Annotated in this window: 24 protein-coding genes and 1 pseudogene; 14 read left to right on the forward strand and 11 right to left on the reverse strand. The window is 61.6% G+C overall.

The window, feature by feature from the left end; all coding sequences use genetic code 11:
• Positions 1-79 precede the first annotated feature (79 nt).
• Positions 80-859 carry an exodeoxyribonuclease III gene (locus B0E42_RS19545; protein WP_013694557.1) on the reverse strand — a complete coding sequence of 260 codons (780 nt, stop codon included), beginning with the start codon at positions 857-859 and terminating at the stop codon, positions 80-82.
• Positions 860-942: 83 nt separating this feature from the next.
• On the opposite strand from B0E42_RS19545, the gene pyrE reads away from it, so the two are divergent.
• A complete protein-coding gene (gene pyrE / locus B0E42_RS19550) occupies positions 943-1,587 on the forward strand; it encodes an orotate phosphoribosyltransferase (protein ID WP_003206873.1) in 645 nt (214 codons plus the stop codon).
• An 89-nt stretch (positions 1,588-1,676) separates the two neighbouring features.
• Here pyrE and argB read toward each other — a convergent pair whose 3' ends face one another.
• From argB to coaBC, 4 genes and pseudogenes are all read right to left on the reverse strand, one after another.
• Positions 1,677-2,582, reverse strand: coding sequence for an acetylglutamate kinase (gene argB, locus B0E42_RS19555; RefSeq protein ID WP_003206871.1), 906 nt, complete (start codon positions 2,580-2,582; stop codon positions 1,677-1,679).
• Positions 2,583-2,609: 27 nt separating this feature from the next.
• Positions 2,610-4,013 (reverse strand): annotated as a pseudogene (locus B0E42_RS19560) (phosphomannomutase/phosphoglucomutase); the annotation flags it as partial.
• 251 nt (positions 4,014-4,264) lie between these two features.
• The gene (gene dut / locus B0E42_RS19565; RefSeq protein WP_003206867.1) at positions 4,265-4,720 is read right to left on the reverse strand and encodes a dUTP diphosphatase; all 456 of its coding nucleotides are present in this window, start codon (positions 4,718-4,720) and stop codon (positions 4,265-4,267) included.
• 4 nt (positions 4,721-4,724) lie between these two features.
• Positions 4,725-5,933, reverse strand: a complete 1,209-nt coding sequence (gene coaBC, locus B0E42_RS19570) for a bifunctional phosphopantothenoylcysteine decarboxylase/phosphopantothenate--cysteine ligase CoaBC (RefSeq protein ID WP_003206865.1) — start codon at positions 5,931-5,933, stop codon at positions 4,725-4,727.
• A 146-nt stretch (positions 5,934-6,079) separates the two neighbouring features.
• Between coaBC and radC the strand changes: the two genes are divergently transcribed.
• Positions 6,080-6,754, forward strand: a complete 675-nt coding sequence (radC, locus tag B0E42_RS19575) for a DNA repair protein RadC (protein WP_018602512.1) — start codon at positions 6,080-6,082, stop codon at positions 6,752-6,754.
• A 167-nt stretch (positions 6,755-6,921) separates the two neighbouring features.
• Here the strand turns inward: radC and B0E42_RS19580 are convergent, their stop codons facing one another.
• Positions 6,922-8,508 (reverse strand): ABC transporter substrate-binding protein, encoded by a 1,587-nt coding sequence (locus B0E42_RS19580; protein ID WP_018602514.1) that lies wholly within the window; start codon positions 8,506-8,508, stop codon positions 6,922-6,924.
• 436 nt (positions 8,509-8,944) lie between these two features.
• Between B0E42_RS19580 and rpmB the strand changes: the two genes are divergently transcribed.
• On the forward strand, positions 8,945-9,178 hold the full coding sequence (gene rpmB, locus B0E42_RS19585; protein WP_003177273.1) for a 50S ribosomal protein L28: 234 nt from the start codon (positions 8,945-8,947) through the stop codon (positions 9,176-9,178).
• A gap of 11 nt (positions 9,179-9,189) precedes the next feature.
• Positions 9,190-9,345 carry a 50S ribosomal protein L33 gene (gene rpmG, locus B0E42_RS19590; RefSeq protein WP_003177274.1) on the forward strand — a complete coding sequence of 52 codons (156 nt, stop codon included), beginning with the start codon at positions 9,190-9,192 and terminating at the stop codon, positions 9,343-9,345.
• Between the two features lie 168 nt (positions 9,346-9,513).
• On the opposite strand, the gene B0E42_RS19595 is transcribed toward rpmG, so the two are convergent.
• Positions 9,514-9,876: a cupin domain-containing protein gene (locus B0E42_RS19595; RefSeq protein ID WP_046064464.1), complete on the reverse strand. Its 363-nt coding sequence runs from the start codon at positions 9,874-9,876 to the stop codon at positions 9,514-9,516.
• 235 nt (positions 9,877-10,111) lie between these two features.
• Here B0E42_RS19595 and B0E42_RS19600 point away from each other — a divergent pair, with 235 nt between their 5' ends.
• Both B0E42_RS19600 and B0E42_RS19605 read left to right on the forward strand, forming a co-directional pair.
• A complete protein-coding gene (locus B0E42_RS19600) occupies positions 10,112-11,605 on the forward strand; it encodes an aldehyde dehydrogenase (RefSeq protein ID WP_018602554.1) in 1,494 nt (497 codons plus the stop codon).
• A gap of 190 nt (positions 11,606-11,795) precedes the next feature.
• Entirely contained in the window at positions 11,796-12,938 is a 1,143-nt protein-coding gene (locus B0E42_RS19605; RefSeq protein ID WP_053190080.1) for an MFS transporter, read from the forward strand.
• Between the two features lie 155 nt (positions 12,939-13,093).
• Here the strand turns inward: B0E42_RS19605 and B0E42_RS19615 are convergent, their stop codons facing one another.
• Entirely contained in the window at positions 13,094-14,659 is a 1,566-nt protein-coding gene (locus B0E42_RS19615; protein ID WP_053183007.1) for a phospholipase D family protein, read from the reverse strand.
• Positions 14,660-14,720: 61 nt separating this feature from the next.
• Positions 14,721-16,154 carry a PLP-dependent aminotransferase family protein gene (locus tag B0E42_RS19620; protein WP_053183003.1) on the reverse strand — a complete coding sequence of 478 codons (1,434 nt, stop codon included), beginning with the start codon at positions 16,152-16,154 and terminating at the stop codon, positions 14,721-14,723.
• A 179-nt stretch (positions 16,155-16,333) separates the two neighbouring features.
• Here B0E42_RS19620 and B0E42_RS19625 point away from each other — a divergent pair, with 179 nt between their 5' ends.
• Positions 16,334-16,579 carry a DUF1127 domain-containing protein gene (locus B0E42_RS19625; RefSeq protein ID WP_018602562.1) on the forward strand — a complete coding sequence of 82 codons (246 nt, stop codon included), beginning with the start codon at positions 16,334-16,336 and terminating at the stop codon, positions 16,577-16,579.
• A 133-nt stretch (positions 16,580-16,712) separates the two neighbouring features.
• On the opposite strand, the gene B0E42_RS19630 is transcribed toward B0E42_RS19625, so the two are convergent.
• Complete coding sequence (locus B0E42_RS19630; protein WP_053182998.1) at positions 16,713-18,026, reverse strand: FAD-binding oxidoreductase; 1,314 nt, start codon at positions 18,024-18,026, stop codon at positions 16,713-16,715.
• Positions 18,027-18,171: 145 nt separating this feature from the next.
• On the opposite strand from B0E42_RS19630, the gene B0E42_RS19635 reads away from it, so the two are divergent.
• The gene (locus tag B0E42_RS19635; protein WP_018602566.1) at positions 18,172-18,525 is read left to right on the forward strand and encodes a YkgJ family cysteine cluster protein; all 354 of its coding nucleotides are present in this window, start codon (positions 18,172-18,174) and stop codon (positions 18,523-18,525) included.
• A gap of 152 nt (positions 18,526-18,677) precedes the next feature.
• Here the strand turns inward: B0E42_RS19635 and B0E42_RS19640 are convergent, their stop codons facing one another.
• Positions 18,678-19,166 carry an Lrp/AsnC ligand binding domain-containing protein gene (locus tag B0E42_RS19640; protein ID WP_003206849.1) on the reverse strand — a complete coding sequence of 163 codons (489 nt, stop codon included), beginning with the start codon at positions 19,164-19,166 and terminating at the stop codon, positions 18,678-18,680.
• A gap of 155 nt (positions 19,167-19,321) precedes the next feature.
• Here B0E42_RS19640 and dadA point away from each other — a divergent pair, with 155 nt between their 5' ends.
• The 6 genes from dadA to B0E42_RS19670 all read left to right on the forward strand — a co-directional run.
• Positions 19,322-20,626: a D-amino acid dehydrogenase gene (gene dadA / locus B0E42_RS19645; RefSeq protein ID WP_024618128.1), complete on the forward strand. Its 1,305-nt coding sequence runs from the start codon at positions 19,322-19,324 to the stop codon at positions 20,624-20,626.
• Positions 20,598-20,951: a RidA family protein gene (locus B0E42_RS19650; RefSeq protein WP_018602587.1), complete on the forward strand. Its 354-nt coding sequence runs from the start codon at positions 20,598-20,600 to the stop codon at positions 20,949-20,951. The genes dadA and B0E42_RS19650 overlap by 29 nt, the downstream gene beginning before the upstream one ends.
• Positions 20,952-21,048: 97 nt before the next feature.
• Positions 21,049-22,122 carry an alanine racemase gene (gene alr / locus B0E42_RS19655; RefSeq protein WP_077507090.1) on the forward strand — a complete coding sequence of 358 codons (1,074 nt, stop codon included), beginning with the start codon at positions 21,049-21,051 and terminating at the stop codon, positions 22,120-22,122.
• Between the two features lie 128 nt (positions 22,123-22,250).
• Positions 22,251-22,799, forward strand: coding sequence for a cupin domain-containing protein (locus B0E42_RS19660; RefSeq protein ID WP_003206841.1), 549 nt, complete (start codon positions 22,251-22,253; stop codon positions 22,797-22,799).
• A gap of 182 nt (positions 22,800-22,981) precedes the next feature.
• Positions 22,982-23,392, forward strand: a complete 411-nt coding sequence (locus B0E42_RS19665; protein WP_018602590.1) for a cytochrome c5 family protein — start codon at positions 22,982-22,984, stop codon at positions 23,390-23,392.
• Between the two features lie 136 nt (positions 23,393-23,528).
• The coding region (locus B0E42_RS19670) for an acetyl-CoA hydrolase (RefSeq protein WP_077507091.1) at positions 23,529-24,790 on the forward strand (1,262 nt) is incomplete at its 3' end.

Genomic DNA, 24,790 nt, shown 5'->3' on the forward strand with positions numbered 1-24,790 from the left:
GCGTTCGCCATAAAAAATGCCCGTATCTTGCGATACGGGCATTTTTTGTTCGGCCGGCTTGAGGCGGTCGTCGATACGCTTAGATGGTCAGCGTCCAGTCGTAATCCACGATCAGCGGCGCATGCTGCGAGAACCGTGGCTGGCGCGGCAGGCGGGCGCTGCGTACGAAGCGGCGCAGCCCAGGTGTCAGCAACTGGTAGTCGAAGCGCCAGCCAAGGTTGAGCATCTCGGCCTGTTCGTTGTCCGGCCACCAGCTGTACTGGTCGCCTTCACGGCTGACTTCGCGCAGGGCGTCGACATAACCCATGTTGCCAATGATCTCGTCCATCCAGGCCCGCTCCGGCGCCAGGAAACCAGGAGATTGTTGGCTGTCGCGCCAGTTCTTGATATCCAGCTTCTGTTGCGCCACGTACAGCGAGCCACAATAGATGTACTCGCGACGTTTGCGCCGCTGTTTATCCAGATAGCGGGCGAAGTCGTCCATCAACTTGAATTTCTGATTCAAATCTTCATCGCCGTTCTGCCCCGAAGGAAGCAGTAAGGTCGCGATGCTGACCTTGTCGAAATCGGCTTGCAGGTAGCGCCCGTAGCGGTCCGCCGTCTCGAAACCGAGACCGTTGATGACAGCCTTCGGTTGCAGCCGCGAGTACAAAGCCACGCCACCCTGGGCGGGGACTTCGGCATCGCAGGCATAAAGGAAGTAACCGTCCAGTTGGAAGGCTGCATCGTCCAGTTCAAAGGCGGAGGCGCGGGTGTCCTGCAGGCAGATGACGTCGGCATTCTGTGCTTGCAGCCAACTGAGCAAACCTCGCTCCACTGCAGCCTGAATACCATTGACGTTCACACTGATGATCCGCATAAATGGCCCCAAAAATCACGTGCGTGTATGATACACGGCGTGTACCTATTTAGCTAAATCCGCGGTATTTGAGGCTTTTTTTCATGCAGGCGTATCAGCGCGATTTCATTCGCTTTGCCATCGATCGCGGCGTTTTGCGCTTCGGTGAGTTCACCCTCAAGTCCGGGCGCACCAGCCCGTACTTCTTCAATGCCGGCCTGTTCAACACCGGTTCCGCCCTGGCGCAACTGGGTCGTTTCTATGCGGCGGCCATCGTTGAGAGCGGTATCCCGTTCGATGTGCTGTTCGGCCCGGCCTACAAAGGCATCCCGCTGGCCGCCACCACTGCCGTCGCCCTGGCCGAACACCACGGCCGCGACCTGCCTTGGTGCTTCAACCGCAAGGAAGCCAAGGCCCACGGCGAAGGCGGCAGCCTGGTGGGTGCACCGCTGACCGGCGACGTGTTGATCATCGACGACGTCATCACTGCCGGTACTGCCATTCGTGAAGTGATGCAGATCATCGGTTCCCAGGAAGGCGCCAAGGCCGCTGGCGTGCTGATTGCCCTGAACCGTCAGGAGCGCGGCAACGGTGAGCTGTCGGCGATCCAGGAAGTGGAGCGCGACTTCGGTATTCCGGTGATCAGCATTGTCTCGCTGAACCAGGTGCTGGAGTTTTTGGCCGACGATCCGCAGCTCAAGCAGCATTTGCCGGCGGTTGAGGCTTATCGGGCGCAGTTCGGCGTCTAAGAAGGCCCACGCACTCCCTCTGTGGGAGGAAGGCAAAAAAAAGACCCCGCTCAGTCTGGCTGAGCGGGGTCTTTTTTTACCGGTATCGCTTAAGGGCGCTTGCGATTGCTGATCAACGTACCCACGCCGGTGTCGGTGAAGATCTCCAGCAGGATCGCATTTGGTACCCGGCCGTCGATGATCAGCGAGCTGCCGACGCCGCCCTGTACCGCTTCCAGCGCGCAACGAATCTTCGGCAGCATGCCGCCGTAGATGGTGCCGTCGGCGATCAGGTCATCGACCTGCTGGGTCGACAGTCCGGTCAGGACTTTGCCCGACTTGTCCATCAGGCCGGCGATGTTGGTCAGCAGCATCAGCTTTTCGGCTTTCAGTGCTTCGGCAACCTTGCCCGCCACCAGGTCGGCGTTGATGTTGTACGACTCACCGTTGGCGCCCACGCCGATGGGCGCGATGACCGGGATGAAGTCGCCCTTGACCAGCAGGTTCAGCAGGTCGGTGTTGATGCCGACCACTTCGCCCACATGACCGATGTCGATGATTTCCGGCTGGGTCATCTCCGGTGTCTGGCGGGTGACGGTGAGTTTCTTCGCCCGGATCAGCTCGGCGTCCTTGCCTGTCAGGCCGATGGCGCTGCCGCCATGACGGTTGATCAGGTTGACGATGTCCTTGTTGACCTGGCCGCCCAGGACCATCTCCACCACATCCATGGTCTGCGCGTCGGTCACGCGCATGCCATCGATGAAGTGGCTTTCGATCGACAGGCGCTTGAGCAGGTCACCGATTTGCGGGCCACCACCGTGTACGACCACTGGGTTGATGCCCACGGCCTTCATCAGCACGATGTCGCGGGCGAAGCCGGTCTTGAGCTCCTCGCTTTCCATCGCGTTGCCGCCGTATTTGATCACCAGGGTCTTGCCGACGTAGCGTCGGATATAAGGCAACGCTTCGGACAGGACCTTGGCGGTGTTGGCGGCGGCTTCGCGTTCGAGGGTCATTCAGGGCTCCGGTAGTGCTTCAAAAAATCAAAACGGTAGTTGGAGATCAGGTGCAACACGTTTGAGTTGGGTGTGGAACACATCCTTGATGCGCTGCAGTTCAGCCTCGTTGTCGGCCTCGAAACGCAGTACCAGCACCGGTGTGGTGTTGGATGCGCGAACCAGGCCCCAGCCGTGGGGATAGTCGACCCGCACACCATCGATGGTGGTCAGTTCGGCGCCTTCGCCCCATTGAGCGTCGTGCAGTGCATCAATGATGCTGAATTTGCTCTCTTCGGTCACATGGATATTGATTTCTGGCGTAGAAATATCGTTCGGGAAGGTTGCGAACAGCTCTTCGGCCGTGGATTTCTCCTTGCTGAGGATTTCCAGCAGGCGCGCGGCGCTGTAGATGCCGTCGTCAAAACCGAACCAGCGTTCCTTGAAGAAGATGTGGCCGCTCATTTCGCCGGCCAGCAGGGCGCCGCTCTGTTTCATTTTCTTCTTGATCAACGAATGACCAGTTTTCCACATCAGTGGACGACCGCCATATTCCTTGATCAGCGGCACCAGGCGACGGGTGCATTTGACGTCGAAAATGATCTCGGCATCCGGGTTGCGCGCCACCACGTCCTTGGCAAACAGCATCAGCAGGCGGTCCGGGAACACCACGCTACCGGTATTGGTCACCACGCCCACGCGGTCGCCGTCGCCGTCGAAGGCCAGGCCCAGGTCGGCGTTGGTTTCCTTGACCTTGGCGATCAGGTCTTCGAGGTTTTCCAGCTTGCCCGGGTCCGGGTGGTGGTTAGGGAAGTTGCCGTCCACGTCGCAAAACAGTGGGATGACTTCGCAGTTCAGGGCTTCGATCAGTTGCGGGGCGATCACGCCAGCCGCGCCGTTGCCGCAATCGACCACCACTTTCAGGCGACGGGCGAGTTTCACGTCCTTGACGATCTCGTCGTTGTAGCGAGGAAGGATATCGACCTTGGTCACGCTGCCCTGGCCGCTGCTCAGGTCGTTGGTCTTGAGGCGGGTATGCAGGGCCTGGATCTGCTCGTTGGCGAGGGTGTCGCCGGCGATGACGATCTTGAAGCCGTTGTAGTTCGATGGGTTGTGGCTGCCGGTGAGCATCACCCCGGACTTGCCGGCCAACACGTTGGCGGCGTAGTACAGCGCCGGGGTCGGCACCAGGCCCACGTCGCTGACGTGGCAGCCACTGTCGGCAACGCCTTTGATCAGTTGTTCGACCAGCTCGGGGCCCGACAAGCGGCCATCACGGCCGACGCTCACATTCGGTTCGCCCTGGGCCAGGCTCTGGGAGCCAATGGCGCGGCCGATCCAGTAGGCGGTTTCGGCGGTGAGGGTTTCCGGTACCACGCCACGGATGTCGTAGGCGCGGAAGATGCTGTCAGGGAAGATCGGGGCGATTGCGGCTGGGGTGTTCATGGGCGGGGCGCTCTATCAGGAAAGTGACTGGACAGGCCGACGGTTAGCGTCGGCAGGCTCAAGCTGAAGGGTATGACGGCGTTTTTGACAGAGAGTTCGTGGTGGGAAAGTGCCATGAGACAGCGTTACCCCGGCCTCGCTCGCCTAATACATTGATTCCGGGTGGGAAACCTAGCAGAAAGCCATTGCTCATTTTTTGTCCTGAAACACAAGCTTCACAAACGAGCCGGGCAGGACGCCCGGCCTGTAACCACCGGTCAATGGCTGCCGGAATGCCCGAAACCACCCGCGCCGCGCTGGCTTTCGTCGAACTCTTCGACCAGTTCGAAGTGGGCCTGGACCACCGGCACCAGCACCAACTGCGCGATGCGTTCGCCCACGGCAATGTTGAAGGCCGTTTGGCCACGGTTCCAGCACGACACCATCAATTCACCTTGGTAGTCGGAGTCGATCAGGCCCACCAGGTTGCCCAGCACGATGCCGTGCTTGTGGCCCAGGCCCGAGCGCGGCAGGATCAGCGCGGCCAGGCCCGGATCGCCGATGTACACCGACAGGCCGGTAGGAATCAGCAGGGTCTGGCCCGGTTCCAGGATCGTGTCCTGCTTGAGCATCGCCCGCAGGTCGAGGCCGGCGGAGCCCGGTGTGGCGTATTGCGGCAGCGGGAATTCGTTGCCGATGCGTGGGTCGAGGATCTTGGCTTGTAGGGCGTGCATGACATTAAACCTGGTTCAGACGTTCGGCGATAAAAGTGATCAGCTGGCGGGCAATCTTGCTCTTGCTGGTCTGGGCGAAAAGTGTGGCGTGCAACTGGCGGTCGATCACGCTGCAGGCGTTTTCTTCGCTGTTGAAGCCGATGCTCGGGTTGGCCACGTCGTTGGCGACGATCAAGTCGAGGTTCTTGTCCTTGAGCTTGCGGGCGGCGTAATCGAGCAGGTGTTCGGTCTCGGCGGCAAAGCCGACACTGAACGGGCGGTCGGGGCGGGTGGCGATGCTGGCCAGGATGTCCGGGTTGCGCACCATTTGCAGTAGCAGGCCGTCGCCGCTTGTAGGGTCTTTCTTCAATTTTTGCGGGGCAACGACTTCGGGGCGGTAGTCCGCCACTGCCGCCGAGGCGATGAACAGGTCACACGGGATGGCCGCTTCGCAGGCCGCGAGCATGTCCCGGGCGCTGACCACGTCGATGCGCGTGACCCGGTCCGGGGTCGGCAAGTGCACGGGACCGGTGATCAGCGTCACCCGGGCGCCGGCTTCCACGGCAGCTTCGGCCAGGGCGAAGCCCATTTTCCCGGAGCTGTGGTTGGTGATGTAGCGTACCGGGTCGATGTTTTCCTGGGTCGGTCCGGCGGTGATCAGCACGTGCTTGCCGGTCAGGGCCTGGCGCTGGAAGCAGTCGGCGGCGCACTGGGCCAGGTCGGTGGCCTCAAGCATGCGGCCCATGCCGACATCGCCGCAGGCCTGGCTGCCAGAGGCCGGGCCGAAGACTTTCAGGGCGCGGCTTTCCAGCAGTTGCAGGTTGGCCTGGGTGGCCGGGTCGCGCCACATGGCCTGGTTCATGGCCGGCGCCACGGCGACCACTGCGTCGGTGGCGAGCACCAGGGTGGTCAGCAGGTCGTCGGCGATGCCTTGGGCCAAGCGGGCGATCAGGTCGGCCGTGGCCGGGGCGATCAGCACCAGGTCGGCCCACTTGGCCAGTTCGATATGACCCATGGCGGCTTCGGCCGCCGGGTCGAGCAAGTCCAGATGGACCGGGTGCCCGGACAGGGCTTGCATGGTCAGCGGAGTAATGAACTCGCTGCCACCGCGGGTCATGACGACCCGAACTTCCGCGCCCTGGTCGATAAGCCTGCGAACCAGCTCGGCGCTCTTGTAGGCGGCAATGCCGCCGCCGACGCCCAGAACGATGCGTTTCCGATACAGCCGCTGCATAGGCCTGCCTTTCGATTTCAGTGGTCAGTGCAGGGCGAACCCCTTGGCAGCAGCCTGCCAGGGTGCAAATCGCCTGCAAAAAAAGATGGGCTACGATATCACAGCGACCGCTACGGAACAGCGGCGCCCACAATCAGGGAGATGCCATGAGTATTCGCGATTGGCCCGCCGCCGAGCGGCCGCGGGAGAGGTTATTGGCGCTGGGGGCTGGGAGTCTTTCGGACGCCGAGCTGCTGGCGATTTTTTTACGAACCGGCGTGTCGGGCAAAAGCGCGGTGGATCTGGCGCGACAACTATTGATTCAATTTGGCAGCCTGCGCGCGCTGCTTGAAGCCGATCAGATCACATTCAGTAATCATATGGGGCTCGGGCCGGCGAAGTTTGCCCAGCTGCAAGCGGTTCAGGAAATGAGCCGTCGGCATTTGGCTGAGCGGGCACGGGAAAAAACGTCGCTGGAAAGCCCGTTCGCGGTGCGTGAGTACCTGAAATCGATGCTGCGCCACGAACCCCACGAGGTGTTCGGTTGCCTGTTTCTCAATTCCAAACACCAGGTGCTGACCTTCGAGGCGCTGTTTCGGGGCTCTATCGACAGCGCCAGTGTCCATCCCCGGCAGGTGGTCAAGAGGGCCCTGGCCCACAACGCCGCTGCGCTGATCCTGTGCCACAACCACCCCTCCGGCAACACCGAGCCCAGCCAGGCCGACCGGGTGCTCACTGAGCGGCTTCAGGAGGCGCTGGAGTTGATCGATGTGCGGGTGCTCGACCATTTCATCGTTGGCGATGGGGAGCCGTTGTCGATGGCGGAGAGTGGGTGGATGTAGGCACGATCAGGCTTGAGTAATCCCTTGTGGGAGCAAAGCTTGCTCGCGATGCCGTCGTCACATACAACACTTCTGTTGGCTGTAAAACCGCTATCGCGAGCAAGCTTTGCTCCCACAGACTCCACAGCTCCACAGGCTCCCACAGGAGGGGCGCTGTGGGGCCGGGGTTACTTGAGGTTGACCTTGGAGTAATCCTGGCGCCCAAACGGGCTCACCGCATAACCCTGCACATCCTTGCGGGTGAGCGCGAAGGCGGTCGGGTGCGCCAGGGGCAGCCACAAGGCTTGTTGCTGGATCTGGGCCTGGGCCTGCTCGTAGAGCTTGGCACGCACGCCTTGTTCGCCGGTGGTTTTGCCGGCGCTGATCAGTTTGTCCAGGTCGGGGTTGCAGTAGCGGGCGAAGTTGGTGCCGGACTTGACCGCCGCGCAGGAAAATTGTGGCGTGAGGAAGTTGTCCGGGTCGCCGTTGTCGCCGGCCCACCCCATGAACAGCAGGTCATGTTCGCCGGCCTTGGCGCGCCGGATCAGTTCGCCCCATTCGATCACGCGGATTTCCGCCTGGATGCCGATTTCCGCCAGGTCCGATTGCAGCAACTGCGCGCCAAGGCTCGGGTTGGGATTGAGCAGGCTGCCGGAGGGGCGAGTCCAGATGGTGGTCTTGAAGCCTTCCTTCAAGCCGGCCTTGGCCAGCAGGTCACGGGCCTTGGCCGGGTCATGGGCGTAGCCCGGCAAGTGCTTGGCATAGCTCCAGGTGTTCGGTGGATAAGGGCCGTTGGCGGCTTCGGCGGTGCCTTCGAAGACGGTCTTGAGGTAGCTGGGCTTGTCGAAGGCCAGGTTGATGGCTTGGCGCACCTCAGGCTTGTCCAGTGGCGGATGCTGGCTGTTGATCGCCACGAACGCGGTCATGAAGGCGTCGGTCTGCTCGACCTTCAGCGTGGGTTCTTGCTTGGCGGCTTGTACGTCCAGCGGCTTGGGCGACAGGGCGATCTGGCATTCGTTGCGGCGCAGTTTCTGCAATCGTACGTTGGCGTCCGGCGTGATGGCGAAGACCAGCGGATCCACTTGGGGCTTGCCGCCGAAGTAGGCGTCGTTGGCCTTGTAGCGAATCGAGGCGTCCTTCTGGAACCGGCTGAAAATGAACGGGCCGGTGCCGACCGGTTGGCTGTTGAGTTTTTCCGGCGTGCCGGCCTGCATCAGCTGATCGGCGTATTCGGCCGAATAAATGGAGGCAAAGCCCATGCTCAACGTCGCCAGGAAGGTCGAGTCGGCGTGATCGAGGGTGAAGCGCACGGTCAGCGGGTCCAGTGCGTCGACTTTCTTGATCAGCGCCGGCAATTGCATGGATTGGGCGTGGGGGAAGCCGCTTTGCGCCACCTTGTGCCAAGGGTTCGCCGGGTCGAGCATGCGCTCGAAGCTGAACTTCACGTCCTCGGCGGTCAGGTCGCGGCGCGGTGTGAAGTAGTCGGTGCGGTGGAACTTGACCTGTGGCCGCAGCTTGAACACGTAGGCCAGGCCATCGGTGGAGACTTCCCAGCGCTCGGCCAGGCTGGGGACCACTTTGCCGCTGGCGGTGTCGAAGTCCACCAGGCGGTTCATCAGCACGTCGGCGGAGGCGTTGGTGGTCGTCAGGGAGTTGTACTGGACGACATCGAACCCTTCCGGGCTGGCTTCGGTGCAGACGCTCAGGGCGGCGGCCAAGGCCTGCGGGGTGATCAGCAGAGGGGCGAGCAACAATGGTAGGGCAGCGAGGCGCATGGTCGGTTTCCTGTGCAAGTCGAAGGCCCATCTGCGAGTGCAGTCTGGAAAAGGCCTACCCTAGTGGGCTCGCTGCTAAATGACTATCCCCTTTTTGCATTTTCCGGCACTCTGCGGCGACGTATCGATGGCCAAAACCCGGCGCAAGTGAAAAAAACCTGCGTGCAGCGACGAGCGGTAAGGGGCTGCGCCAGCCTCTGCCCCCGCCGCTCGGGGCGGTTGGTCGAGGATATCCTACGAAGACAAATCACATCGGCTGTTGTTGCACTGTGGTCTTTCTGGTATAAAGCAGCGCTCTTTTCTAGGGGCCCGGTTCCTTCACTGTAGGTGTAGCCGGTAAGACCCTTAAAGAAACGCGGCGCCTGGCGCCAAATGACTGAGAGATTAAGCGGCCAACCCATGCCGGGTTGGGCATGTGGTTTTAGAGGGCTGAGGCATGTCGAGAGTCTGTCAAGTTACCGGTAAGGGTCCGGTGACTGGGAATAACATTTCCCACGCAAACAACAAAACCCGTCGTCGTTTCCTGCCGAACCTGCAGCATCACCGCTTCTGGGTTGAAGAAGAGAAACGTTTTGTGCGTCTGCGCGTATCTGCCAAGGGCATGCGCATCATCGACAAGCGTGGCATCAGTGTCGTGCTGGCCGAACTTCGTCGCGATGGCAAGGTTTAAGGGAGCTAATCATGCGTGAATTGATTCGTTTGATCTCGAGCGCCGGTACTGGTCACTTCTACACTACCGACAAGAACAAGCGTACTACCCCGGACAAAATCGAGATCAAGAAATATGATCCGGTTGTTCGCAAGCACGTGATCTACAAGGAAGGCAAAATCAAGTAATTGATTTTTCCCTTCTTACGAAAAAGGCCCGTATCGCGAGATACGGGCCTTTTTTGTTGCCTGTCAGGACCTCATCGCGAGCAAGCTCGCTCCCACACTGGACCTTATGACGCCTCAGATCCCTGTGGGAGCTTGCTCGCGATGAGGCCGGCCCAGGCCGCACAAATCTCAAGCCTTCTGCTCGAACACCACGTAAATCTTGCGGCACGGCTCCAGCACTTCCCAAGTACCCTTGAACCCCGCTGGAATCACGAAACGGTCGCCGGCCCGCAGGGTCTTGGCATTGCCATCGTTGTCCCGCAGCACGGAAACACCCTGGACGATCTCGCAGTATTCATGCTCGGTGTAATTGACCGTCCACTGGCCGACTGCGCCTTCCCATACGCCCGCGTTCATTTGCCCGCAGGGGCTGCTGTAGTGGTTGAACACTGTTTGTTCGGGGTCGCCCTTGAACACCTTGGCCGGGTCCGGGCGATAACGTTCGGCGGTGGTATTGGCCTGGCTGAAATCGACGATGTCCTGAATGCTCATGCGGGTGATCCCCAGTGATCGCTTGGAAGGCCTCGAGTCTATGTTTATTAAAACGAACATCGCAAGGCCGTTTGCCAGCGTTGTGTCAAATATATTGAAACATGACCAGCCGCTGGTTTAGGGTGGCGGGTGCCCTATGCCGAAAAGAGCGCCGAAAGCAGGCTGGCCGGGCAGAATTCTTTTGAAGCGCTGCGCACCGCGCGGCGTTCGTACTCAATAAGAGGAGGACACACGCATGACCACCCTGACTCGTGCCGACTGGGAACAACGCGCCCGCGACCTGAAGATCGAAGGCCGCGCCTTCATCAACGGCGAGTACACCGATGCGGTGTCCGGCGAAACCTTCGATTGCCTCAGCCCGGTCGATGGCCGTCTGTTGGGCAAGATCGCCAGCTGTGACGTCGCCGACGCCCAGCGTGCGGTCGAAAACGCCCGTGCCACGTTCCATTCCGGCGTCTGGTCGCGCCTGGCACCGAGCAAGCGCAAAGCCACCATGATTCGTTTCGCCGGCCTGCTCAAGCAGCATGCCGAAGAGCTGGCCCTGCTCGAAACCCTGGACATGGGCAAGCCAATCAGTGATTCCCTGAACATCGACGTTCCCGGCGCGGCCCAGGCCTTGAGCTGGAGCGGCGAAGCCATCGACAAGCTCTACGACGAAGTGGCGGCCACGCCGCACGACCAGTTGGGCCTGGTAACCCGTGAGCCGGTGGGGGTCGTGGGCGCTATCGTGCCTTGGAACTTCCCGTTGATGATGGCCTGCTGGAAGCTAGGCCCGGCGCTGTCCACCGGTAACTCGGTGGTGCTAAAACCGTCGGAAAAATCCCCGTTGACCGCTATCCGCATCGCCGCACTGGCGATCGAGGCCGGCATTCCGAAAGGCGTGCTGAACGTGCTGCCAGGCTACGGCCACACCGTCGGCAAGGCTTTGGCCCTGCATATGGACGTCGATACGCTGGTGTTCACCGGCTCTACCAAGATCGCCAAGCAACTGATGATTTACTCCGGCGAATCGAACATGAAGCGCATCTGGCTGGAAGCCGGCGGCAAGAGCCCGAACATCGTGTTCGCCGATGCCCCGGACCTGCAAGCCGCCGCCGAATCCGCCGCCAGCGCCATCGCCTTCAACCAGGGCGAAGTCTGCACCGCCGGCTCGCGGCTGTTGGTGGAGCGCTCCATCAAGGACACCTTCCTGCCACTGGTGATCGAAGCCCTCAAGGGCTGGAAGCCTGGCAATCCCCTGGACCCGGCCACCAATGTCGGCGCCCTGGTCGATACCCAGCAGATGAACACCGTGCTGTCCTACATCGAGGCCGGGCACAGCGACGGCGCCAAACTGGTGGCCGGCGGCAAGCGTATCCTTGAGGAAACGGGCGGTACGTACGTCGAGCCGACGATTTTCGATGGCGTGAGCAACGCGATGAAAATCGCTCAGGAAGAGATTTTCGGCCCGGTGTTGTCGGTCATTGCCTTCGACACTGCCGAGCAGGCCATCGAGATTGCCAACGACACACCGTACGGCCTGGCCGCTGCGGTATGGACCAAGGACATCTCCAAGGCCCACCTGACCGCCAAGGCCCTGCGTGCCGGCAGCGTCTGGGTCAACCAGTACGACGGCGGCGACATGACCGCGCCGTTCGGTGGCTTCAAGCAGTCGGGCAACGGTCGCGACAAGTCGCTGCATGCGTTCGACAAATACACCGAGCTGAAGTCGACCTGGATCAAGCTCTGAGGATGATGGCCCCGGATCCTGTCCGGGGCTTCAAACAGCGCTGATCCCCCCTGTGGGAGCGAGCTTGCTCGCGATAGCGGTATGACAGTCGACGACTTTGTTGAATGTTGCGCCGCTATCGCGAGCAAGCTCGCTCCCACAGTGTTTTGGGGGATGGCTGAGATTGATAACCCTCCACAGGAGTGTGGAAATGCGTTGGGCGACCTATTTCGCCGTGTTGGCGTCTGTCCTGAGCGTCGGCCTGGCCTTGGGCGTGAGCATGCCGTTGGTGTCGCTGCGCCTGGAGGGCTGGGGCTATGGCTCGTTCGCCATTGGTGTGATGGCCGCCATGCCGGCCGTGGGGGTGTTGCTCGGGGCCAAGGTGTCGAGCCGGTTGGCGGCGCGGTTTGGCACGGCGGCGTTGATGCGTCTGTGCCTGTGGGGCGGCGCGGTGTCCATCGGCCTGCTGGCGCTGCTGCCGAGCTATTCGGTCTGGTTGCTGCTGCGCCTGGTGATTGGCGTGGTCCTGACCCTGGTGTTCATTCTGGGTGAAAGCTGGATCAATCAACTGGTCATTGAGAAATGGCGTGGGCGACTGGTGGCGCTGTACGGCAGCAGCTATGCCCTGAGCCAGTTGTCCGGTCCGCTGCTGCTGGGCGCACTGGGGACCGATCATGACTACGGGTTCTGGGTGGGCGTCGGCCTGCTGTTGGTCGCACCCTTGCTGTTGCTGGGCCGTAGCGGTGCGCCGAGCAGCGAGGCCGGCAGCGTTACGTTTGGCGATTTGTGGACGTTTTGCCGAGGCTTGCCGGCGATTGCCTGGGCGGTCTCGTTGTTCGCCGCGTTCGAGGCCATGATCCTCACGTTGCTGCCGGTGTATTGCCTGCGCCAGGGCTTCACCGCCGACATCGCGCTGGCGATGGTCAGCACCGTGGTGGTCGGTGATGCCCTGTTGCAGTTGCCCATCGGTGCCCTGGCCGATCGCGTGTCTCGCCGGGCCCTGTTGACGGGCTGTGCGGTGGCGCTGACGTTATCGAGCCTGGCGGTTCCGCTGTTGATCGATACCCTGTTGATCTGGCCGCTGTGGGTGCTGTTCGGCGCCAGTGCCGGCGGTTTGTTCACCTTGTCGCTGATCCTGATCGGCGAGCGTTACCGCGACGATGCGCTGGTGCGGGCCAACGCCCATGTCGCGCAACTGTGGGGCCTTGGTTGCCTGGTCGGCCCGCTGGCGGCGGGAGCGGGCAGCCAGTGGATCAGCGGGCATGCGCTGCCTTTGTTCATGGCGGCAGGGGCGTTTGGCCTGGTGATCCTGCTGTTGCGCCAAGGGGCGTTCGGGGCAACAGAACCCGCTTGAAAACCCCGAAACCCCTGTGGCGAGGGAGCTTGCTCCCGCTCGGTTGCGCAGCAACCGCAAAAGCCGGGACCGCTTCGCAGTCCAGCGGGAGCAAGCTCCCTCGCCACAAAAGCGGTCTGCCTCCAAAAGCGGGTTGTCATGAACGCGGTCGCCCCCTAAAGCATCCGCTCCAGCCCGATCGTCGTGCTGAACCAGGCATTGAACCGGCGCCACCAGCTGCCCGGTTCGCGGTCCAGGTCGTGCGTCTGGCCGTTGTCTTCGGTGGTCCATACTAGCGTTCCATCCTCCAGCCTGGCCTGATAGCTCAGGGCTGGCGCCATGCCCTGCAAGGCCAGATCGCGCACTTGGCCGGCGAGTTCAGGGCTGTCCACTAGCACGCCGACTTCGGTGTTCCACAGCACCGAGCGCGGGTCGAAATTGAACGAGCCGATGAACGATTTCTGCTGGTCGAAGATGATCGCCTTGCTGTGCAGGCTGGAGTCCGATTGGCCGTAGGATTTACTGTAGAACAGGTGAGGGCTGCTGCCGGTGTCGCCCGGTTGGCGTCGCAGCTCGAACAGCCGTACGCCGTGTTGCAGCAGAGCCTTGCGGTACGGCGCATAGCCGCCATGCACGGCGGGCACGTCGGTGGCTTCCAGGGAGTTGGTCAGCAGGCTCACCGACACGCCGGCATCGGCGCGACTGGTCAGGTACACCAAACCTGGCTGACCGGGGACGAAGTAGGCGGAAATCATGATCAGTTCTTTGCTGACCCCCGTCAGTTCCGGCGCCAGTTGGGTCGTCAGCAATAGCTGCGGATCCGGCTCGTCCTTGGCCAGCACTTTGCTGGGCGCGTCCCACAGCGCCTTGTTCCACGCCCAGATCAACTGGTCGCGCCAAGTGTCCAGGCGCGGTTGGGTCTTGTAGGCGGTCAACTGCTGGTAGAGCGCTTGATTCTCCTGTTGGGTCTGCTCCAGGGACTCTTGCAGGCGCAGGCGACTATTGGCCAGGTCCTCGGACGTGGGGCGATGGGACAGGAACTGTTCGATGGGTTTGCTCAGGGCGCTGTTCCAGTATTGGTCGAAGCTGTGCCCCAATTGTTCGGCCACCGGGCCGACACCGAGCAGGTCGATGTCGGTGAAGTTCAGGTTGGGTTCGGCGTCGAAATACTCGTCGCCCAGGTTGCGGCCGCCGACGATGGCCATGCTGTTGTCCGCCAGCCACAACTTGTTGTGCATGCGGCGGTGTTGCTGTGACAGGTTGAGCAGGCGCCCGAGGCTGCGGGTCACGCCGGTGGCGCGTCCCAGGTGCAGTGGGTTGAACAGGCGAATCTGGATCTGCGGATGAGCGGCGAGGGTCGCGATGATCTGATCGAGGCCATCGCTGGTGGTGTCGTCCAGCAGGATGCGCACGCGCACGCCCCGGTCGGCGGCCTTGAGCAATTCATCCACCAGCATCCGCGTGCTGATGCCGTCGTGGACGATGTAGTACTGCAAATCCAGGCTGCCTTGGGCGTGACGAATCAACTCGGCCCGGGCGATGAACGCGTCGGTGCTGTCCGACAGCAGCCGAAAGCCCGAGCGCCCTTCATGGGTGGCAGCCTGGGCCTGGACCGAGCGGCCGAACGAAGATTCGGCGGCCGGTAAGGCCTGGGAGGGCTCGCGGGTGACATCAAGACTGGCGCAGCCGCTCAGCAGCGAGGCGACTAGCAGCAGAGCAGTCAGGATCGGTCTGGATCTCACGTAGGATCGTTCCGCTTGTTCACGTTGATCGGCTGTTGGGTGCTGCTTCCCTGGGTAAAGTTCAGACGACGTCGCGCTGGGTTTCGTTCAACAACGCGATAGCGGCGGTTCCTACCTTGCGTACAGCCTCTTCGATCTGGGCCGTTGGCTTGGCAGCGTAGTTCATCCGCAGGCAGTTGCGGTACTTGCCCGATGCCGAAAAAATGCTGCCGACGGCGACCTGCACGCCTTGGTCGAGCAGGACCCGATTGAGCTTCAGCGTGTCGAAACCGTCGGGCAATTCGACCCACAGCATGAAGCTGCCCCGCGGGCGACTGGCCCGGGTACCCGGTGGAAAATAACGGCTGACCCAATCGATCATCATGTCGCGATTGCGCTGGTATTGCGTACGCATCCGGCGCAAATGGGGTTCGAAATGCCCACCCTTGAGAAATTCGGCAATGGCGATCTGCGGTTGTGGCGCGGTGGAGCCGGTGCTGATGTATTTCATGTGCAGCGCTCGCTCCAGATACCGGCCCGGCGCGACCCAGCCAATGCGCAGGCCTGGCGCCAGGGTCTTGGAAAAAGAACTGCAGAGCAGGACGCGGCCGTCTTCATCGAAGGACTTGATGGTGCGCGGGCGAGGGTAGGTGTAGGCCAACTCGCCATACACATCATCTTCGATGATCGCCACGTCGAAGCGCTGTGCCAGGGTCAGCAGCGCGCGTTTATTAGCGTCGGGCATGATGTAGCCCAGCGGGTTATTGCAGCTGGGGGTCAACTGTATGGCCTTGATCGGCCATTGCTCCAGCGCCAGTTCCAGGGCATCCAGGCTGATGCCGGTGAGCGGGTCGGTGGGGATCTCCAAAGCCTTCATGCCCAGGCCCTTGAGGGTTTGCATGGCCCCGTGAAAACTGGGTGAGTCCACCGCGACGATATCGCCTTGTTCGCAGGTGGCGCGGATGCTGACCGACAGGGCCTCATGGCAACCAGTGGTGACGATCAAATCGTTGGGCCCCAGCTGGCAGCCGGAGTCCAGCGACAGCCGGGCGATCTGTTCACGTAGCGCGAGGTTGCCGTAGATGTTGTCGTAATACAGGCCGGGCATGTCTTGTCGACGGCTGATCTGCGCCAGGCTGCGCAGCAGCGGTTTCATGGTCGGCGAATTGATATCCGGCATGCCGCGTCCCAGTTGCACCACATCCGGGCGCGGTACGGCGCGGATCAGCTCCAGCACCTGGTCCCACTGGGAAATATCCACTGGGCGCTGGGCCGGACGGCCTACCACCGGCAGGTCCGGCAGTTCGCGGCCCACGGGGACGAAATAGCCGGACTTGGGTCTCGGCATCGCCAGCCCACTGTCTTCCAGCACGCGATAGGCCTGCTGCACCGTACTCAAGCTGACCCCATGTTCCGTGCTCAATGCCCGCACTGACGGCAGCCGGTCGCCGGGGCGGTAGAAGCCCTGTTCGATGCGGGTACCGAGCAATTCGGCGAGGTTCACGTAGAGGGTCATGGTGCGCTCCCGATGAGATGGCCCACTGCAACCGATACAGTTGGGGTGGAAAATGACAATTCAGTGCTGGAAATACCGAATCTGTATGCTTATAAAAAAAATGAGTTGAATCTGTATTGCTTTTGACCGTCCGCGCATCATGAAACCTCTGGCTACCCAAGTAAACAGGAGCGATCAAAATGAACGGCTTGAGCGATGTGCGGCTGACGTTACACAGTCAGGAACTGGCGGCAGGGCAGGAGAGGGGGCTGCGTAGTGCGATGTTGCGCAAGCCGCCATCCGGCCTGAGCCGTTGGGCCCTGTTCTGGCATCGTCTGCATACACGCCAAGCCTTGCTGGAACTTACACCCGAACAGTTGCGTGACATCGGGCTGAGTCGGGAGCAGGCGCGGGAGGAGGGCTTGAAGCCGTTCTGGCGGCTTTGACGCGGTGTGGGTCCTGAGATTGCTATCGCGGGCAAGCCTTGCTCCCACAGATTTGCTTGCTCCCACAGATTTGAAATTGATCTGTGGGAGCAAGGCTTGCCCGCGATAGCGTCATCCGTAGTGCTGAAGTTCTTTAGACCAACTCTTTCAACCGATGCCACAACATCCCCAGCGCCAACAGCGGTGAGCGCAGGTGCTTGCCGCCAGGGAAGGTCATGTGCGGGACCTGGGCGAACAGATCGAAGCCGCTGCTGTGCTGCCCGCTGATCGCTTCGGCCAACAATTTGCCGGCCAGGTGCGTGGCATTCACCCCATGGCCGGAATAGGCCTGGGCGTAATACACATTAGGTTGGTCTTTGAGCCGGCCGATCTGCGGCAAACGGTTGGCACCGATGCCAATCATCCCGCCCCATTGATAATCGATTTTCACATCCGCCAATTGCGGGAAGACCTTGAGCATCTTCGGCCGCATGTACGCGCCGATGTCCTGTGGGTCGCGGCCGGAATAGTGACAGGCCCCACCAAACAGCAAGCGTCGATCCGCTGAAAGCCGGTAGTAATCCAGCGCCACGCGTTGATCGCAGACCGCCATGTTCTGTGGCAACAGCGCCTGTGCCTGGGCCTGGCTCAAGGGTTCGGTGGCGATGATGTAGCTGCCAGCGGGCAGCACTTTGCCGCCCAGTTGCGGATTGAGTCCATTGAGGTAAGCGTTGCAGCCCAGCACCAGCGTCTTGGCGCGGACTGAGCCCTGCCGGGTGTGCACCCTCACTTCAGGACCGTAGTCGATACGTGTGACCGCCGATTGCTCGAACAGCCTGACCCCCAGTTGCTGCGCGGCGGCGGCTTCGCCCAGGGCCAGGTTCAGCGGATGCAGATGCCCCGAGCCCATGTCGATCAACCCACCGACATAACGATCCGAACCCACGACGCTGTGCATTTCGTTGGCTTGCAGCAGTCGGGTCGGGTGGCGATAACCCAGGCTGCGCAGTTCTTCGGCGTCTTCGGCGAAGCCTTCCAGGTCGCTGGGCTTGTTGGCGAGGTCGCAGTAACCCCAGGTGAGGTCGCACGGGATCTGGAAACGCTCGACGCGCTGTCGGACGATTTCCACGGCCTCAAGGCCCATGAGCTTCATCTGGCGTACGCCGTCGGCACCGATGATCGGCGCAAACTGATCGAGGCCATGGCCAACGCCACGAATCAATTGGCCGCCGTTGCGCCCGCTGGCGCCCCAGCCAATCCGGTGCGCTTCCAGCAGCACCACGCTCATGCCGCGCTCGGCCAGTTCGATCGCCGTGTTCAACCCGGAGAACCCGCCGCCGACCACGCAGACATCCGCCAGCAATTCACCCTGCAGCAGCGGATGGTCCGGTTGCGGCAGGCTGCTGGCGGCGTAATAAGAGGCGGCGTGCGCGTGGCTCGGGACAGGTTGCTGAACACGGGCGTTCATGTGCGTAATCCTGATTTTTGTGTTTGAGAAATTTTACGGAGCATAAGCTGGCAATTCCTTACTGGGCAACACCGGTCGGCTGGCGCTGTCTGGTGTGCGGCTTTTAAGGCAGAATCCTGGACCGTCTCCTTCGGTAACCGCCTCGATGAGCTGCAACAGTCAAAAAATCCGCACGCTACGCCAGCAGATTCCCTCGTTCGAGTGCGTACCGGGCTGCCATGACTGCTGTGGTCCGGTGACCACCTCGCCGGAGGAAATGGCCCGCTTGCCCCGCAAGACCCGCGCTGAACAGGACGCGGCCATGGACGCACTCGACTGCGTGCACCTGGGGCCCAACGGTTGCACCGTCTACGACGAGCGCCCGCTGATCTGCCGGCTGTTCGGCACCACGGCGACCTTGCCTTGTCCCAATGGCCGGCGACCGGTGGAACTGATTCATCCGCGGGTCGAGAAGCAGATTCATGAATACATGGCCAGCACTCGCCAGGTGTTGGTCTAGCAGGCAGGGATACCGAGTCGCGGCCTTCGCGAGCAAGCTCGCTCCCACAATGGATCTCCGTTGCTCACAAGAGTGTATCCACCTCTGACCGGTGTGGGAGCGAGCTTGCTCGCGAAAGCGTCCGTCCAGACAACCATTGCCTTGAGCCAGGCTCAATCCGGAATCGGCAGGTTCAAGCTCTCCTTCACCTCTTCCATCACGATGTAGCTCTTGGATTCGCGCACATGGGGCAGTTTGAGCAGGATGTCCCCCAGCAGCTTGCGGTACGAAGCCATCTCGGAAATCCGTGCTTTCACCAGATAGTCGAAGTCTCCTGACACCAGGTGACATTCCAGCACGTGAGGCAGTTTCAGCACGGCGCGTCGGAACTCTTCGAACGTGTCGCCGGATTTGTAGTCGAGGCTGATTTCGACGAACACCAGCAGGCTACCCTTCAAGTGCTGCGGATTGAGTCGGGCGTTGTAGCCCATGATGATGCCCTCGCGCTCCAGGCGCCGTACCCGCTCGGTGCAGGGCGTGGTGGAGAGGCCGACCTTTTCCCCCAGCTCGGTGAAGGAGATGCGCCCGTCCGCCTGGAGAATGCGCAGGATATTGCGGTCGATCTTGTCCAGCTCACGTTTGGTCTGGGTGTTGGTACGCACAGGTGATGCGCCTCCGTGAAAAGGGTTTTTGCCGAGAATTCTCGCCAAATATAGGCGTTTATATAGTGAAAAGCACTGGCTGATCTTTTTTACACTGCGACCATCAAAGCTATGTACAACAAACGTCAGCGGTTATCCGCGATGAGGGCATCAACATGCGCGTTCTGGTCTTGGGTAGCGGCGTCATCGGCACCGTCAGTGCTTATTATCTGGCCCGTGCCGGGTTTGAAGTGGTGGTGGTCGACCGTCAGCCGGCGCCAGCCATGGAAACCAGTTTCGCCAACGCCGGCCAGGTGTCGCCGGGTTATGCCTCGCCGTGGGCCGCACCGGGCGTACCGCTCAAGGCCATCAAGTGGCTGCTGCAGCGCCACGCGCCGCTGGCGATCAAGGCCACTGCCGACATTGACCAATACCTGTGGATGGCACAGATGCTGCGCAACTGCACCGCCAGCCGCTATGCCATCAACAAGGAGCGCATGGTGCGCCTGTCCGAGTACAGCCGTGACTGCCTCGACGAGCTGCGCGCCGAAACCGGCATTGCCTACGAGGGCCGTAGCCTGGGGACCACCCAGCTGTTCCGCACCCAGGCCCAGCTCGATGGCGCGGCAAAAGACATCGCCGTGCTGAAAGAGTCGGGTGTACCGTTCGAAGTACTCGACCGCGAGGGCATTGCCCGGGTTGAACCGGCCCTGGCGAATGTCACCGACATCCTGGCCGGCGCCCTGCGCCTGCCCAACGACCAGACCGGCGACTGCCAGATGTTTACCACGCGCCTGGCGGAAATGGCCGAGAAGCTCGGTGTGCAATTCCGCTTCGGCCAGGATATCCAGCGCCTGGACTTCGCCGGTGATCGCATCAACGGCGTCTGGATCGACGGCAAGCTGGAAACCGCCGACCGCTACGTCCTCGCCCTGGGCAGCTATTCGCCGCAACTGCTCAAGCCCCTCGGGATCCGTGCACCGGTGTATCCGCTCAAGGGCTACTCCCTGACCGTGCCGATCACCAACCCGGCGATGGCGCCGACTTCGACCATTCTCGACGAAACCTACAAGGTCGCGATCACCCGGTTCGACAACCGCATTCGGGTGGGCGGCATGGCGGAAATCGCCGGTTTTGACCTGTCCCTCAACCCGCGCCGGCGCGAAACCCTGGAGATGATCGTCAACGACCTTTATCCTCAGGGCGGCGACCTGGCCCAGGCCAGTTTCTGGACCGGCTTGCGCCCGACTACCCCGGATGGCACGCCAATCGTGGGGGCTACGCCCTTCAAGAATCTGTTCCTGAACACCGGCCATGGCACCCTCGGATGGACCATGGCTTGTGGTTCCGGTCGCCTGTTGGCCGACCTGATGGCGAAGAAAAAGCCGCAGATCAGCGCCGAAGGCCTCGATATTTCCCGTTATGGCAGCAAACACCAGGAGTCTGCAAAACATGTCAATCCAGCGCCAGCTCACCAATGACCGCATGAGCCAGGTTGTCGTGCACAACGGCACCGTTTACCTGGCCGGGCAGGTCGGCGACGACATGAACGCCGGTATCGAACAGCAGACTCGCGAAAGTCTGGCCAATATCGAGCGCTTGCTGGACCTGGCCGGGACCGACAAGAATCGTTTGCTGTCGGTGACGATTTACCTGAAAGACATCGACGCCCACTTCGAAGGCATGAACGCCGTCTGGGACAAATGGTTGCCCAAGGGCGTCGCCCCGGCCCGTGCCACGGTGGAAGCCAAGCTGTGCGAACCGGAGATTCTGGTGGAGCTGTCCGTCGTGGCCGCGTTGCCTTAAATACCGGCCCAAACGATCCCTCTCCCGGTGCTGTTGGTGGTTCATGCTGTCAGCCAGCACCGGTTTTTTATTCATGACCGCCTAGAAGCCTGCCGCCATGCGTCCTGCCCGTGCCCTGATCGATCTCCAAGCCTTGCGTCACAACTACCAATTGGCCCGCGAAGTCACGGGGGCCAAGGCCCTTGCGGTGATCAAGGCCGACGCCTACGGGCATGGAGCGGTGCGTTGCGCCGAGACGCTGCAGGACACGGCGGACGGGTTCGCCGTCGCCTGCATCGAAGAAGCCCTGGAACTGCGGGCCGCCGGGATCCGTGGGCCGATCCTGCTGCTGGAGGGTTTTTTCGAGGCCAGTGAGCTGCCGTTGATCGTCGAGCACGATTTCTGGTGCGTGGTGCATTCGTTGTGGCAGCTCGAAGCGATTGAAACAGCCGCGCTGAGCCAGCCGATCACGGTCTGGCTCAAGCTCGATTCCGGCATGCACCGGGTCGGCCTGCATCCGGCGGATTACCAGGCGGCCTACCGTCGTCTGCTCGCCAGCGGCAAGGTGGCGAAGATTGTCTTGATGAGCCACTTCGCCCGTGCCGATGAACTGCACGATCCCAGCAGCACTGAGCAGCTGGCGATATTCGACAAGGCCCGCCAGGGCCTGGTGGCGCAGATCAGCCTGCGCAACTCACCGGCTGTGCTGGGCTGGCCGCAGATACCCAGCGACTGGGTGCGCCCGGGCATCATGCTCTACGGGGCGACGCCCTTTGACGAACCCAACGCCGTCGCCTCGCGCCTGCAACCGGTGATGACCCTGGAGTCGAAGATCATCAGCGTGCGCGAATTGCCCGCTGGAGAACCGGTGGGCTACGGTGCCCGTTTTGTGACCACGCAACCGACCCGGGTCGGCGTGGTCGCCATGGGGTATGCCGACGGCTACCCACGCCAGGCGCCCACCGGTACACCGGTGCTGGTGGATGGGCAGCGCAGCCAACTGGTCGGACGGGTGTCGATGGACATGCTCTGTGTCGACTTGACCGACGTCCCCCTGGCCGGGCTCGGCTCGACCGTGGAGTTGTGGGGCAAGAACATCCTGGCCAGCGATGTTGCCAAGGCCGCCGACATGATCCCCTATCAGATTTTCTGCAACCTGCGACGGGTGCCACGGCTCTATTCCGGGCATTGACGCGCGGCGCCAGCTACCGAAAGTCGCTTCACCGCACAGGATTCGGGTCAAAGTGTTGTAAATACTGAACGCTGTCGCCATGATAACGCTCACTTTCCTCACAACCTGATTCCCTGGAGGCTCCAGCATTGGACGTCGGTGAACGACTGCAATCCATTCGTAAACTCAAAGGCCTTTCCCAGCGTGAACTCGCCAAGCGCGCGGGTGTCACCAACAGCACTATTTCGATGATCGAGAAGAACAGCGTCAGCCCCTCGATCAGCTCGCTGCGTAAGGTCCTTGGCGGGATTCCCATGTCCATGGTCGAGTTTTTCTCCGAAGAAATCCTTCAGGAGAAACCGACCCAGATCGTCTATAAAGCCAACGAACTGATCGACATCTCCGACGGCGCCGTGACCATGAAGCTGGTGGGCAGGGCACACCCGAGCCGGGCGATCGCCTTCCTCAACGAAATCTATCCGCCTGGCGCCGACACCGGTGAAGAGATGCTCACCCATGAGGGCGAGGAAACCGGGATCCTGGTGGAAGGGCGGCTGGAACTGGTGGTGGGTGTCGAAACCTTCGTGCTCGAAGCCGGCGACAGCTACTATTTCGAAAGCACCAAGCCCCACCGTTTCCGTAATCCGTTCGACGTGCCGGCGCGACTGATCAGCGCAGCCACACCGGCCAATTTCTAGAAAAAGCGGCGCCGGCCCGTACGGCAAAGGCGCCCAGGGAAGGCACCGTCATCGCAAACAAGACCCTTGCGACTTTGGGGTTGTTTCAGTGTGACGGGCTTACCGCTATACTTGCGCCCGCCTGCAAACCGTGGCCGCAGGCGTGACTAGCCACCATTGAGGGTGTACGCGTGAACCTAATTATGAAAATGCTGGCTGCACCAGCAACCGTATTGGCCCTATGGGCTGCGAGCGCTCAAGCTGCGCCCAACGACGAAATCGCCAAGCGCCTTGAACCCGTCGGCCAGGTCTGCGTCCAGGGCAAGGAATGCAAGGGTATGGAAGTCGTGGCCTCGGCTGGCGGCGGGGCTGCCAAGACGCCGAAAGACGTGATTGCAAAACACTGCAACGCTTGCCACGGCACCGGCCTGCTGGGCGCACCGAAAATCGGTGACAAGGCTGCCTGGAAAGAGCGCGCCGACCACCAGGGCGGTCTCGATGGCATCCTGGCCAAGGCCATTACTGGCGTGAACGCCATGCCGCCTAAAGGCACCTGCGCCGATTGCTCGGATGACGACCTCAAGGGCGCCATCAAAGAGATGTCCGGCCTGTAATACGCCGATATCCCGCGCAAAAAAGCCGCTTACGGGCGGCTTTTTTGTGCCTGGGGTTTTTCCAGGGCTGTTCATCGCAACCAAGACCCGGCAAGCTCGGTCCAACCCACATTCATGGAATGTCCAGGAGGGTCCGATGGTGCAGTTGTGTTCAATCGAACAGGCGGTGGATGACGTGCTCGAGCGTCTGCCCGCGCATATTCATCTCGGCATGCCCCTGGGGTTGGGCAAACCCAACCTGTTCGCCAACGCGCTGTACCGGCGCATCGCACAACTGCCCGAGCGACAGCTGACCATCTACACGGCCTTGAGCCTGGGCCGGCCAAACCTGGGCGACGGTCTGCAGAAGCGCTTCCTCGAACCCTTTATCGAACGGGTCTTCGGCGACTATCCCGAACTGGATTACCTGGCCGACCTGCATCAGGACAGCCTGCCGGCCAACATACGGGTCGAGCAGTTCTTCATGCAGCCCGGCAGCCTGCTGCACAGTGCGTCGGCCCAGCAGAACTACGTCAGCAGCAACTACAGCCACGCGGCCCGGGACATCAACGCTGCCGGCTTGAACCTGGTGGCGCAGTTGGTGGCGAGCGAGCCCCAGCACCCGGATCGCCTGAGCCTGAGCTGCAACCCGGATATCACCCTCGACCTGCTGCCGATGATCGCCAAGCGGCGCGCGGCCGGAGAGACCATCCTCCTGGTCGGCCAGGTGCACAACGATTTGCCCTACATGCCGGGCGACGCGGAAGTCGGCATCGACGCTTTCGACCTGTTGATCGACGAGAAGGACAGCCACACGTTGTTTTCCACGCCGAACATGCCGGTGGGTTTCCAGGATCATCTGATCGGTCTGCACGCCAGTACCCTGGTGCGCGACGGCGGGACGCTGCAGATCGGCATCGGCGCCATGGGCGATGCGCTGACGGCGGCGCTGCTCGCACGCCAGGCCGATAATGCCGGTTACCAGACGCTGCTGGCGGACCTGAACCTTAGCCAGTGGACGCAACTGATCGAGCGCGAGGGTGGAGTCGAGCCGTTTGCCAAAGGGCTGTACGGTTGCAGTGAAATGTTCGTCAACGGTTTGTTGGTGCTGGCCGAGGCCGGAATTGTCCGGCGCAAGGTCTACCCCGACGTTCCGACCCAGGAACGGGCCAACGCCGGCACCCTCGACGAGGCAGCGCAACCTGACGGCATCTGCATCCACGGTGGATTTTTCCTCGGGCCGCGCAGTTTTTATGAACGCCTGCGCGAGTTGCCGCCAAGCCGTCTTCTCGAATTCAACATGACGCGCATCAGCTACATCAACGAGCTGTACGGCCAGGAACAGCTCAAGCGCCTGCAGCGCCTCGACGCCCGTTTCATCAACACGGTCTTCACCATGACCCTGATGGGGGCCGGGGT

It is taken from the genome of Pseudomonas sp. A25(2017) (assembly GCF_002001065.1).
GTDB classification, from domain to species: domain Bacteria; phylum Pseudomonadota; class Gammaproteobacteria; order Pseudomonadales; family Pseudomonadaceae; genus Aquipseudomonas; species Aquipseudomonas kilonensis.